A 12476-nucleotide genomic window follows, 5' to 3' on the forward strand; every position below is an offset into this window, starting at 1 on the left:
TTGGGTGTTGGGGCAAGTCTCAGCCGCGTCGATCCCGACGAGCGGCGCAAGCCTTGCCAAACGCTTCGAGAATGGCCAACGACAGGGGGTTGTCCTGGTGCTGCCATTCCGGGTGCCACTGCACGGCGAGCGCGAAGCCGCGCGCGCCCTTGACGCTGAACGCCTCGACCAGCCCGTCCGGGGCGTGCGCCTCGGCGGCGAGCGCCGGCGCCAGGCGGGCGATGCCCTGCCCGTGCAGCGAGTTGACCTGAGCTTCCGTGCAGCCGGCGAGGGCCTGCAGCACGCCGCCTTCGACGAAGCGCACCGGGTGCGCCAGCGCGTACATCTCGTCGAGGGTGCCGCCCGGGTCGCGGTGATCGTGCATGCCCGGCTCCTCGTGCACCTTGCGGTGCAGGGTGCCGCCGAGCGCGACGTTGATTTCCTGGAAGCCGCGGCAGATACCTAGCACCGGCACCCCGGCGTCGATCGCGGCGCGGATCAGGGGCAGCGTGGTGGCGTCGCGCTCGGGGTCGTTGAAGTCGCCGTCGACGCTGGCCGCGCCGTAGTGGTGCGGCTCGATGTTGGACGGGCTGCCGGTGAACAACAGGCCGTCGACCAGCTCGAGCATTTGTGCGACCGGCGTCGCCTCGCCCAATGCCGGCAGCAGCAGCGGCAGACCGCCGGCACCGACCGCGGCGCGGACGTACTTCTCGCCGACCAGGTGGAAGAACTGGGACTCCTTGAGCCACCAGCGACAGCAGGGAATTCCGATGACAGGGTGTTTCATCGCGATCGCACGCTCGCCGTCACACGGCGGCGCGCCTCCTTTGCAGCGTTGCGGGAATAAAAAAAGCGGCGCCCCTAAAGAGCACCGCACAGAGGAGATCGAAGGACGCCGCCGCGAACACGCGGCGTGCATGAATCAGGTACTCCGCCAGCACGCCCGATGCCAGCCGCACGCCCCCGGCAACGCTCCGCGGACACCGCACACCGGCACGGCGCAGGCCGGCCGCAGCAACAACAGCGGCGAGCGGAGCGAAGGGGTTGAACGAATGAAGCGGCATCGGGCGACTCCTGGGTGGGTACGGTGTGTTCCGACAGGCGGAACGCTGTGTCGGGCTAAATTCAGTCTAAGCTCGTTAAATATAATTGACAAGCACCGTCAATTAAATTTTTACACACCTCTCTCACTCCTACTATTCCCACGCCTTTCACGCCCCGTTTCAGTGCTGCATCGCGTCAAATTTGTGCACCACAACAAGCAATAAGCCGGTTGTGGTATACTTCGCCGGCCCATCACGACTGGGCGGCAACGTCAAAAATAATTTGACACAAACCGTCAATTATTATCAACATTCGGAAACAACATGGACATCGGACCACGACTCAAGCTGGTGCGCGAACGCTACAAACTGTCGCAACGGGAGCTGGCAAAACGGGCTGGCGTGACCAACGCCACGATCTCCCTGATCGAACAGAACCGGGTCAGCCCGTCGGTCAGCTCGCTGGTAAAGCTGCTCGAGGGCATCCCGATGTCGCTGGCGGATTTCTTCACCTTCGACGAGCCGCCGCGTGAAAACGGCTACGTGTTCCGGCCGGGCGAACAGCCCGATCTCGGCAACAGCGGCCTACGCCTGCTGCTGGTCGGCGCCACCGTGCAGAACCGGCAGATGCGCATGCTGCGCGAGCTGTACGCGCCGGGCGCCGACACCGGCCCGGAGACGATCACGCACAGCGAAGGCGAGGAATGCGGACTGGTGGTGCGCGGCACCATCGAATTGACCATCGACGGACAGGTCAACGTGCTGCACACCGGCGACGGCTATTACTTCCCGAGCACGCTGCCGCACCGCTTCCGCAACATCGGCCAGGAGGAAGCCGAAATCATCAGCGCCAACACGCCGGCCAACTTCTGATCCGGAGCGGCGGCTGGCGCGCTACTTAGGAGAACGTGTTATGCCCCGCCTCACCCACCAGCAATGGCAAGCGCTGGCCGCGCGCCAGATCTTCGAGGGCCGCGCCTTCATCGACGGCGCGTACGTCGCCGCCGTCGACGGCAAGACCTTCGCCACCGTCAACCCGGCCAACAAGCAGCCCCTGGCCGACATCGCCGAGTGCGGCACCGCGGACGTCGAGCGCGCCGTGGCCGCGGCGCGCGCCGCCTTCGAGGACGGCCGCTGGTCGGGCCTCGCGCCGCTGCAACGCAAGACCGTGCTGCTGAAGTTCGCCGAACTGATCCGCGAGCACGCCGACGAACTGGCGCTGCTGGAGACCCTGGACACCGGCAAACCCATCTCGGACGCACTGGGTGTCGACGTCGCCGGCACGGCCTACTGCGTGCAGTGGTTCGCCGAAGCGATCGACAAGGTCGGCGGCGAGGTGCCGCCCCTGGCGCCGAACCTGCACGGCACCGTCACGCGCGAGCCGATCGGCGTGGTGGCCGCGGTGGTGCCGTGGAATTTCCCGCTGCTGATGGCGAGCTGGAAGTTCGCACCGGCGCTCGCCGCCGGCAACTCGCTACTCCTCAAGCCGTCGGAAAAATCGCCGCTCACCGCGATCCGAATCGCCGCGCTGGCGCAACAGGCCGGCATCCCCGACGGCGTGTTCAACGTGCTGCCTGGCGCCGGCGAGACCGGCCGCCTGCTGGCGCTGCACAGGGACGTCGACTGCCTCGCCTTCACCGGCTCGACCGCGGTCGGCAAGAAGATCATGGCGTGCGCGGCGGAATCGAACCTGAAGCGGGTGTGGCTGGAGCTGGGCGGCAAATCGCCGAACATCGTGCTCGACGACTGCCCGGACGTCGCCCAGGCGGCGCGCGCCGCCGCCGGCGGCATCTTCTTCAACCAGGGCGAGATGTGTTCGGCCGGCTCGCGCGTGCTGGTGCAGCGCGGCGTCTACGCCGAGTTCATGGCGGAACTGAAGCAGGCCGCCGAGGGCTATCGCCCGGGTGACCCGCTGAATCCCGCCACCGGCATGGGCGCGATCGTCGACGAACTGCAGTACCGCCGCGTGCTGGACTACATCGAGATCGGCAAGCAGGAAGCCAAGCTCGCCTTCGGCGGCCACGCCGTGCACACCGACACCGGCTACTACATCGCGCCGACCGCGTTCGAGACCACGCCCGACACCCGCATCGCGCGCGAGGAGATCTTCGGCCCGGTGTGCGCCGTGATCCCGTTCGACAGCGCGGACGAGGCGATCGCCATCGCCAACGACAGCGACTACGGTCTCGCCGCCGCGGTGTGGACGCGCGACGTCAGCCGCGCCCACCTGCTGGCGCGCCGTCTGCGTGCGGGCACGGTGTGGATCAACTGCTACGACGAGGGCGGCGACCAGAACCTGCCGTTCGGCGGCTACAAGCAGTCCGGCAACGGCCGCGACAAGTCGCTGCACGCGCTGGAAAAATACACCGAACTGAAGTCGACGCTGCTGAAGCTGTCCTGCTGAGGCAGCACGTTCCGAACCACCCGCCACGGTGTTGCGGGCCACTGTCCGGTGGCCCGCTTTTTTTATGCTCCCCACCAAGGTTGGCCGAAGCCGGGAAAGGCGCCCTCCGCCCGGCACGAATCCGCCAGCATCCCAAGCCCGCCGCCGCGCCACGCCGCCCTCGGTCCCCGGCGCTGGCTTGAGCCCAGACGGAACAAGGACGATACTGCCAGCCATCCCATCCCCTCGCAAAATGCCCATGAACTACCGCCTGGTTTTTGTCGAAGACGACGCCGAACTGGCCGAGCTGATCCGCGACTTCCTGTCGCGCCACGACATGGAAGTGCAGATCGAGCCGCGCGGCGACACCGCGCTCGCCGCCATCGCCGCCGCCCAACCCGACCTGGTCCTGCTCGACATCATGCTGCCCGGCAAGGACGGCCTGACGCTGTGCCGCGAACTGCGCCCCGACTTCGCCGGCCCGATCGTGATGCTGACCTCGCTCGATAGCGACATGCAGCAAATCCTCGGCCTGGAACTGGGCGCCAACGACTACATCCTGAAAACCACGCCACCGGCGGTGCTGGCGGCACGCCTGCGTGCCCAGTTGCGCCAGCACCGCCCTGCCAGCGCCGCCGAAACGCCGGCCGCCATGACGCGCAAGCAGTTCGGCCAGCTCAGCATCGACCCGATCAGCCGCGAAGTGACGCTGGGCGGGGAGCACGTCCCCCTCTCCACCGCCGACTTCGATCTGCTGTGGCTGCTGGCCAGTCACGCCGGCGAAATCCTGGACCGCGAGGTGCTGTTCAAGGAGATGCGCGGCATGGAATACGACGGGCTGGACCGCAGCATCGACGTCGCCATCTCGCGGCTGCGCAAGAAGCTCGGCGACAACCCCGCCGAACCCTTCCGCATCAAGACCGTGCGCAACAAGGGCTATCTGTTCGCCCCGGCCGGCTGGAACTGAACCATGCGCCGCCTGTTCGTGCAGTTCTACCTGATGCTGATGGCGTGCTTCCTCGGCGGCGTGCTGCTGGTCGGCGTGGTCTACAAGCAGGCGGTGGACAAGGTGGGCGAGCGCTACCTGTCCGACCTCCTCGGCGCCTCGCTGTCGATGATCCAGAGCGAGCTCAAGGGCGTGCCGCCGGAGCTGTGGAGCGAAACGCTGGAGGAGTTCGACCACGGCCTGACCTTCCCGCTGCGCATCGAGGGCGATGCCGCCTACACCCTGGACGACGACGCCCGCGCCGCGCTGGCACGCGGCGAAATCGTGATGCTGGAAGACAACTTCCTGTTCCTGCAGCGCATCCCCAACAGCCACTTCCTGCTGGTGGCGGGCCCGCTGCGCTACCTGTTCTTCCTGCACCAGCTCAAATGGGTGGATTACGTGCTGCTGCTGCTGGTCGGCCTGTCGCTGGGCATCCCGGTGCTGCTGTGGCTGCGGCCGCACTGGAACCAGCTGATGCAGCTGGAGCAGACCGCCGTGCGCCTGGCCGAAGGCGACCTCAGCGCGCGGGTGCAGTTGCCGCCCGGCTCCGGGGTGCGCCGGGTGGGCGAGGCGTTCAACCGCATGGCCGACAGCATCGGCGCACTGCTGGCCGGGCGCAAGGCGCTGATCGACGCCGTGGCGCACGAGCTGCGCACGCCGCTGGCGCGGCTGCGCTACCGCCTGGCGCTGCTGGACGGCGACCCGGACAGCCCGCCGCGCCAGGCCATCGAGCGCGACCTCGCCGCCATCGACTCGCTGCTGCAGGAACTGCTGCTGCACGCCCGTCTCGACCGTCCGCAAGTCCCGCTGACACTGAGCTGCTTCGATTCCCGCGAATGGGTGGCCGAAAGGTTGGCCGAACAGGCGCCCTTGGCCAGCGGCATCGACTGGCGCGACGACAGCCTCGGCGAGATCGACCTGGAGGGTGACCGCTACCTGCTGTCGCGCGCCCTCGACAACCTGCTCAGCAACGCACGCCGCTACGCCCAGCACACGGTGCGCGTGCAACTGGAACAGGACGCCGACGGCTACTGCCTGCGCGTGGACGACGACGGCCCCGGTATCCCGGCGGAAGAACGCGAGCACGTGCTGGAGCCGTTCGTGCGCCTCGACCAGAGCCGCGGCCGCGACAGCGGCGGGCACGGCCTCGGACTCTCCATCGTACAGGGCATCGCGCGTGCGCATCAGGGCACGCTCGGCATCGAAGACAGCCCGCTGGGCGGCGCCCGCTTCGTGCTGCGCTGGCCCGGCACGGCGGGCGTACATAGCGTTACACAGGGAAACATTCCACTCACAGACGCCGGAAACGGGCGCGCCTAGGATACAGCTCATGGAAGGCCCACACAGCCAACCGAGACCACAACAGACTCGAACCCTCACGGTTTCACAAGGAGTAACACCATGAAAAAGCTGACCCTGCTCGCCCTCTCCGCTGCCTTCGGCCTGACCTCGCTCGGCAGCTTCGCCGCCACCCCGGTCACCCCGGCATCCCCGGCGGTGAAAGCCGAAGCCTCCGCCCCGGCCGCCAAGCCGGCAATGAAACCGGCGATGAAAAAGATTCACAAGTCCCGCGCCAAGAAGGCCGTGAAAAAGCCGATGGTAGAGAAAAAAGCCGCTTCCGCTCCGGCGCAAAAAGCCCAGGCACTGAAAAAGCATCACAAGATCGTCAAGCACCACAAGCATCACAAAGTGATGGTGAAGAAGCCGGCTGCGGCTAACTAAGCCGGAACAGGCCACCGCCTGCTCCAACCCAGCACAACGGGGCGCCACGGCGCCCCGTTTCGCATTGGATCGCCATGTCCACCCGACTGTTGACCGCCCTGCTGCTCGCCAGCCTGCTTCCCGCCGCCGGCGCCGGCACCCTGAGCGCGGAACGGCGCACCCTGTTCTTCGGCCACGACGACCGGGTACGCGTGCACCCGGACCACGGCCCCTGGCAGGCCATCGGCCAGCTCGAAACCGCCTCGGGCAACCTGTGCACCGCCACGCTGGTCGCCCCCGACGTGGCGCTCACCGCCGGACACTGCTTCGTCGGCCCCCACGGCCGGCTCGACCCGGCGCTACGCTTCACCCTGGCACTGGACGGCCAGAACAGTACCCGCCACGCCGCCGCCCGCCGCGTCTGGCTCGACCGGCGCCTGTTGCGCGGGCTGATCCGCCAGGGGGACGACCTGATCGTCCCGCCCGCCGTGGCGCGCTACGACGTCGCCTTCGTCCGGCTCGACGCGCCCCTGCTCTCGGCGGAACACACCGTCGTGCCGTTCGACGGCGACCGCGCCGCCTTGCGCCAAGCGCTGACCCGGGCCAGCTGGCGCGTCAATCAGGCCGGCTACCCGGAAGACTTCCCCGACCGGCTGATGCTGCACCGCCACTGCCGCGCCACCCGGCTCGAGGCCGACGGCCGCCTCGCCCACCGTTGCGATACGCTGCCCGGCGACAGCGGCTCGCCGCTACTGCTCGAGGTGGCCGGCCAGCCGCGGCTGGTCGCTATCCAGAGCTCGGCACCGGACGCGCGCTGGCGCCACCGCGCCGACAACATGGCGCTGTCGACCCCCGCCTTCCTGCCGGCCCTGCGCCGCTTCCTCTCGGGCCCCAAATAGCAAAAACCGCCTCGCGGGCGGTTTTTGCTGTCAATCGAGCCCTCGGCTCTAGCCGGCCAGCGCCGCCTTCTGTATCGCGATCAGCTCGCCCACGCCCTGCTCGGCCAGGCGCAGCATGGCGTCCAGTTCGGCGCGGCTGAACGGCACCCCCTCGGCGGTGCCCTGCACCTCGACAAAATGGCCGCTGCCGGTCATCACCACGTTCATGTCGGTCTCGCAGGCGGAGTCCTCGAGGTAGTCGAGGTCCAGCACCGGGCGCCCCTCGAACACCCCAACCGACACCGCCGCCACGAAATCGCGGATCGGGTTTTCCTGCAGCTTGCCCTGCGCGATCAGGCCGCTGATGGCGTCGTGCAGCGCGACGAAGGCGCCGGTGATGCTGGCGGTACGCGTGCCGCCGTCGGCCTGGATCACGTCACAGTCGATCTGGATCTGGCGCTCGCCCAGCTTGCCCAGGTCGACCACCGCGCGCAGGCTGCGGCCGATCAGGCGCTGAATCTCCTGGGTACGCCCGGACTGCTTGCCGCTGGCCGCCTCGCGGCGCATGCGGCTACCGGTGGAGCGCGGCAGCATGCCGTATTCCGCGGTCACCCAGCCCTGACCCTTGCCCTTGAGGAAGCCCGGCACGCTCTCGTCGACGCTGGCGGTGCAGATCACCTTGGTGTCGCCGAACTCGACCAGCACCGAACCTTCGGCGTGCTTGGTATAGCCGCGGGTCAAAGTCACCCGGCGCAGGGCATCGTTGGGGCGGGAAGAAGGTCGCATGGTCACAGTCCGTTGACGTCAAAACGGGGATTATACCCCGCTCCCCCTCAGAACCTGTTCACGATCTGTCGCGAGCAGCCCTCAGCAGGGTGAAGAGCAGCACAGAAACCGGAATGGGCTGGAGTCCATGAGGATTTCCGATCGCTGAGCGAATCCCTGCGTGCAAATCTCTCGCTGAGCCAATCGAAGATTGGCTCAGCGAGAGATTTGCTCAGTGAAAGATTCGCACGCAGCGCACATGAGCCCCGGTCAGGGATGCGCAGCAAGATCGTTAACAGGTTCTCACGCGGGCTTGTCCGGCCGGCTCGCCAGGATTTCGCGATGCATCTCCTCTTCCTGCACCCGCGCCTGCGTCGACGAGCGGCGCCGACTCAGCGCCATGTGGGTATCCAGCACATCGCTGCGCTGGCTGACGTCGAGCGCCTCGTCCAGCAACGTCACCGCCACCGCCGACAGATTGTCGCCGTGCCGGCCACCGCGCCGCTCCGCCACGTTCATCAACGCCGGCAGCACCTGGCTGACGGCGCGGCCGACAAACACCTTGGTCAGCTCGGCATCCTGTATCTGCGACCACAGGCCGTCGGAACAGAGCAGCACCGAGGCGCCCGGGAACAGCAGCTGGCGTTCGCCGATGTCGATGTCCGGGTCAGACGAGGCCCCCAGACAGTTGTAGATCTTGTTGCGGTCGGGGTGGGTGCGCGCGCCCTCCTCGGTCAACAGCCCCTGGTCGATCAGCCGCTGCACCTGCGAATGATCGCGCGAGCGCAACCGCAGGCCGCTGTTGTCCAGCAGGTACAGCCGGGAATCGCCGACATGGCACCAATACAGCATGTCCTGCTGAATCACCGCCGCCACCACCGTGGTACTGGGCACCTCGGGCAGATGGTGCTCGGTGGCGTAATCGAGAATCGCCTGATGGGCCGAACTGATGGCGTTGACCAGAAAGCGGTTGGGATGGCTCAGCGACGGCGTGGCCTGCTGGTAGAACAACTCGCTCATCAGATCGATGGTGATCTGCGCCGCCACCTCGCCCTGCAAGTGGCCGCCCATGCCGTCGGCCACCACCAGCAGCACCGACTCCAGCGAGTGGGCGATCACCACACGGTCTTGATTGTAGGAACGGCCGCCGACGCGGCTGTCCTGGAAGATCGACAATTTCATGCACACACTTTCAGGAAGAACGACTGCCCGTCAGGCTGCGAAGCCAGCCGGCCAGCTTGTGCGTCACCGCCTGCGGCTCGGAAAGGACGACAGGCTCACTGTAATCGGGGTCCATCAGCCGCTTTTGCACCTCCATCAGGGTCGCCGGCCGCCGCTCGGGCTCCATGTCCAGGCAGCGATCGACCAGCTCGCACAACTCGCGCGAATAATGGCGCACAAAGCGCCGGGAGGCCGGTTCCAGCAAGTCCTTCACCGCACGCTCCTTCGCCCCTTGCGGCGTGCCGCCCCCCATGCAGGTGTAGAGACAGGCGCCCAAGGCGTAGACATCGGTCCATGGCCCCTGCGCCATATCGCTCTTGTACTGTTCCGGCGCCGCGTAGCCCGGCGTGTACATCGAGGCGAACTCCCTGCTGCGCTGGTTCAGCGTCTGGCGCGCGGCGCCGAAGTCCAGCAATAGCGGACCGCCGCCGCGCCGCAGGTAGATGTTGGCCGGCTTGATGTCCAGATGCAGCAGGCGGTGCAGATGGACCTCGCGCAGGCCGGACAAGAGCGCGGCGAACCAGCGCCGGATGCGACGCTCGTCGAGCCGCCCGCCGGCAATCTCCAGCTCGCGGGTCAATGGACGGCCATCGGCGTACTCCATCACCAGGTAGACCGTCTGGTTGGCGCGGAAGAAATTGGCCACCCGCACCACGTTCGGGTGGTTGATCCCGGCCAGGATGCGCCCTTCCTCGAAAAAGCACTTCAACCCTAGGTTGAACGCCTCCTGGTCAAGCTCGTGCTGCACCGTCACCTGGCCATTGTCGCCGCGGCACGCCAGGTGGCCGGGCAGGTATTCCTTGATGGCGAATTTCTGGTCGTCGTCATCCAGAGCCAGATAGACCACGCTGAACCCGCCCACGGAAAGCAGGCGGACGATGGTGTAATCGGCCAGACGATAGCCAGCCGGCAATGCGGTTTCTTGCCTGGATTGAGTCATAGGATGGCTGTTGCTATAGTGTCCGGGGCCATGGATTGAGCTTAGCAAAGCAATTCGGGCCCGGTTTTGATATTTGTCCAGTTTAACCGGGAGTTCAGCATGATTTTAAGTATGACAGGCTTCGCCGCCATTAGCAGGGAATTTCCCGGTGGCATGCTCAATCTGGAACTGCGCGCCGTCAACCACCGCTACCTGGACGTCCAGATGCGCCTGCCGGAAGAGCTGCGCGTCATCGAAGCCCCCCTGCGCGAAATGATCGGCGCCAAGGTCACGCGCGGCAAACTCGAATGCCGCGTCGGCTTCAACCAGCTGGAAAACGCCACCCCCACGCTGGAAGTCAACCACGAGCTGCTGCAGCAGTTGCTGGCTGTCTCCCGTGCCATCAAGCAAAGCGCGCCGGAAGCCGACACCCTGTCGCTGGGCGAACTGATGCGCTGGCCCGGCGTGATGAAATCGAACGAACTCAAGCCCGAAGTGCTGCAACAGCTGTGCCTGGAAAGCCTGACCAAGGCGCTGGCCGACTTCAACGCCTCGCGCGAACGCGAGGGCGAAAAGCTCAAGGCGGTGCTGCTGGAGCGGGTCGCCTCGATCGAAACCATCGTTGCCGGCCTCAAGCCCAAGCTGCCGCAAATCCTGGCCGCCTACATGGAGAAGCTGTCCAACCGCCTGCGCGACGCGCTGGAGAGCGTCGACGAAGACCGCCTCAAGCAGGAATTCGCCCTGTTCGCCCAGAAGATCGATGTCGACGAGGAACTGTCGCGCCTGAGCACCCACCTGAGCGAAGTCCGCCGCATTCTCAAGGCGGGGGGCCAGGCCGGCAAGCGCCTCGACTTCCTGATGCAGGAACTCAACCGCGAAGCCAACACCCTCGGCTCCAAATCGGTATCGACCGAAACCACCCAGGCCTCGGTGGAACTCAAGGTGCTGATCGAGCAGATGCGCGAGCAGATTCAGAACATCGAGTAATACCTCACAGCATCTCACCTCATCTCGCCGAGAGCACAGAAGCCCCGTAAATCGGGGCTTTGTCGTTTCATGATGTATCAATTCATTTCAACAAAGCGCATAATTGCCGCGTACCCAAGCGTGTACCCATAGCATTTTTCGCAACGCCGATTGGGTACACCCTTCCGTTCAATGTTTAGATTTTTGGTGCCCTAGCAGCAGCGCGGGGCATGCGGACCAACTCAGTATTCGAGGTACAAACCATGGGCAAGCTGACCGACATGCAAATCAAAGCGTGGATCAAGGCAGGAGAGCGCTTCGAGGGTCGTGGCGACGGTGACGGCCTATGGCTCCGTTACCGTGAGAACGACAAGACGCCGGTCTGGCGCTATCGCTACAAGTTCGCAGGCAAGCCGCGCACGATGCAGATTGGCACTTACGCCGAGTTGTCCCTTGCCAAGGCCCGCGAGGCCGTCAAAACCCTTGCTGCCCGTGTAGCCCTTGGCCATGACGTGGCCGGCGAGAAGCAAGAGAGCAAGGCAGCCGCCCTAGCCAAGATCGAGGACGAGAAAAACGCCATCACCATGCTGGCGCTGGCGAACGAGTATTACGAGCGGATGATTCTCAGCCGTTGGAAACACCCGGACATCGTGCGCCGCCGGATCGACAAAGACATTGGTCCGCACCTGGGCAAGATGAAGGTGGAGGATGTAAAGCCACGCCATGTGGATGACATGCTACAGGCCATCGTCAAGCGCGGGGCACCGAGCATCGCCAACGATACCTTGCGCTGGACGCGCCGTATGTTCGATTACGCGATCAAGCGCCACATGATCGAGCACAACCCTGCCTCTGCCTTCGATGTGAACGACGCGGGTGGCAAAGAGGAGGCACGCGACCGCTGGCTAACCCGTGATGAGCTGGCTAAGCTGCTCGCAGCAATGAAGGAAGCCAAAGGCTTCAGCCGGGAGAATGACCTTTCCATCCGCCTACTGCTCCTGTTGTGCGTACGCAAGATGGAACTGTGCGCCGCACGCTGGGAGGAGTTCGACTTCGATGATGCCGTGTGGCGCCTGCCGGGCGAGCGTACCAAGACCGGAGCACCGATCGACATCCCGCTGCCAATACTGGCTATTGAATGGCTTCAAGAGCTGCGCCAGCTATCCGAGCCGAGCTCCTGGGTATTACCCGCCCGCAAGATGCAGCACCGCATGCTGCCGCACATCCACGAAGGCACCATCGGCACTGCGCTGGGCAAGCTCAAGCCACACATGCCTGGCGTGCCTGCCTTCACCGTACACGACCTGCGCCGCACCGCACGCACCCACTTAGCCGACCTGGGCATTGACCCCGTGGTAGCCGAGCGCTGCCTGAACCACAAAATCAAGGGCGTAGAGGGCATCTATAACCGGCACGACTATTTCAACGAACGGTGCGATGCACTGAACAAGTGGGCTGCGATGCTAGGTGCGCTCGACAAGGGCGAGGCGTACAACGTGACGCCGATTACCAAGGCCAAGAAGAAACGAGCCTGACACCAACTTTGCCGCTCCTAGATCGGCCAATCGAAAAGCGGGACCCCTGCCCGCCTGGCGCCGCAGGAAACCCGTACTTTTCCACCGTCTTCGCAATT

At 65.6% G+C, this 12476-nt stretch carries 13 protein-coding genes; 8 read left to right on the plus strand and 5 right to left on the minus strand.

Annotation, left to right across the window (positions count from 1 at the left end):
- Positions 1 to 19: 19 nt before the first annotated feature.
- Both B9N72_RS15050 and B9N72_RS15055 read right to left on the minus strand, forming a co-directional pair.
- Positions 20 to 766: a gamma-glutamyl-gamma-aminobutyrate hydrolase family protein gene (locus B9N72_RS15050; protein WP_085277124.1), complete on the minus strand. Its 747-nt coding sequence runs from the start codon at positions 764 to 766 to the stop codon at positions 20 to 22.
- A 19-nt stretch (positions 767 to 785) separates the two neighbouring features.
- A complete protein-coding gene (locus tag B9N72_RS15055; protein WP_085277125.1) occupies positions 786 to 1043 on the minus strand; it encodes a hypothetical protein in 258 nt (85 codons plus the stop codon).
- A gap of 303 nt (positions 1044 to 1346) precedes the next feature.
- On the opposite strand from B9N72_RS15055, the gene B9N72_RS15060 reads away from it, so the two are divergent.
- The 6 genes from B9N72_RS15060 to B9N72_RS15085 all read left to right on the plus strand — a co-directional run bounded on the left by B9N72_RS15060 (position 1347) and on the right by B9N72_RS15085 (position 6993).
- The gene (locus B9N72_RS15060; protein WP_085277126.1) at positions 1347 to 1895 is read left to right on the plus strand and encodes a cupin domain-containing protein; all 549 of its coding nucleotides are present in this window, start codon (positions 1347 to 1349) and stop codon (positions 1893 to 1895) included.
- Between the two features lie 40 nt (positions 1896 to 1935).
- Positions 1936 to 3426 (plus strand): aldehyde dehydrogenase, encoded by a 1491-nt coding sequence (locus B9N72_RS15065; RefSeq protein WP_085277127.1) that lies wholly within the window; start codon positions 1936 to 1938, stop codon positions 3424 to 3426.
- A gap of 238 nt (positions 3427 to 3664) precedes the next feature.
- Complete coding sequence (gene rstA, locus B9N72_RS15070) at positions 3665 to 4372, plus strand: two-component system response regulator RstA (protein WP_085277128.1); 708 nt, start codon at positions 3665 to 3667, stop codon at positions 4370 to 4372.
- Between the two features lie 3 nt (positions 4373 to 4375).
- Complete coding sequence (gene rstB, locus B9N72_RS15075) at positions 4376 to 5713, plus strand: two-component system sensor histidine kinase RstB (RefSeq protein WP_085277129.1); 1338 nt, start codon at positions 4376 to 4378, stop codon at positions 5711 to 5713.
- A gap of 81 nt (positions 5714 to 5794) precedes the next feature.
- On the plus strand, positions 5795 to 6115 hold the full coding sequence (locus B9N72_RS15080) for an acid-shock protein (protein WP_085277130.1): 321 nt from the start codon (positions 5795 to 5797) through the stop codon (positions 6113 to 6115).
- 74 nt (positions 6116 to 6189) lie between these two features.
- The gene (locus B9N72_RS15085; protein WP_085277131.1) at positions 6190 to 6993 is read left to right on the plus strand and encodes a trypsin-like serine peptidase; all 804 of its coding nucleotides are present in this window, start codon (positions 6190 to 6192) and stop codon (positions 6991 to 6993) included.
- 48 nt (positions 6994 to 7041) lie between these two features.
- Here the strand turns inward: B9N72_RS15085 and rph are convergent, their stop codons facing one another.
- The 3 genes from rph to B9N72_RS15100 all read right to left on the minus strand — a co-directional run bounded on the left by rph (position 7042) and on the right by B9N72_RS15100 (position 9898).
- Entirely contained in the window at positions 7042 to 7758 is a 717-nt protein-coding gene (gene rph / locus B9N72_RS15090) for a ribonuclease PH (protein ID WP_085277132.1), read from the minus strand.
- A gap of 282 nt (positions 7759 to 8040) precedes the next feature.
- Positions 8041 to 8919 (minus strand): PP2C family protein-serine/threonine phosphatase, encoded by an 879-nt coding sequence (locus B9N72_RS15095; RefSeq protein WP_085277133.1) that lies wholly within the window; start codon positions 8917 to 8919, stop codon positions 8041 to 8043.
- Between the two features lie 10 nt (positions 8920 to 8929).
- Complete coding sequence (locus tag B9N72_RS15100) at positions 8930 to 9898, minus strand: serine/threonine protein kinase (protein WP_085277134.1); 969 nt, start codon at positions 9896 to 9898, stop codon at positions 8930 to 8932.
- 99 nt (positions 9899 to 9997) lie between these two features.
- Between B9N72_RS15100 and B9N72_RS15105 the strand changes: the two genes are divergently transcribed.
- Together B9N72_RS15105 and B9N72_RS15110 are read left to right on the plus strand one after the other, a co-directional pair.
- Positions 9998 to 10864, plus strand: coding sequence for a YicC/YloC family endoribonuclease (locus B9N72_RS15105; protein WP_085277135.1), 867 nt, complete (start codon positions 9998 to 10000; stop codon positions 10862 to 10864).
- A 242-nt stretch (positions 10865 to 11106) separates the two neighbouring features.
- Positions 11107 to 12378 (plus strand): tyrosine-type recombinase/integrase, encoded by a 1272-nt coding sequence (locus B9N72_RS15110; RefSeq protein ID WP_085277136.1) that lies wholly within the window; start codon positions 11107 to 11109, stop codon positions 12376 to 12378.
- Positions 12379 to 12476 lie beyond the last annotated feature (98 nt).

Source organism: Pseudogulbenkiania subflava DSM 22618 (assembly GCF_900177275.1).
Lineage (GTDB): Bacteria > Pseudomonadota > Gammaproteobacteria > Burkholderiales > Chromobacteriaceae > Pseudogulbenkiania > Pseudogulbenkiania subflava.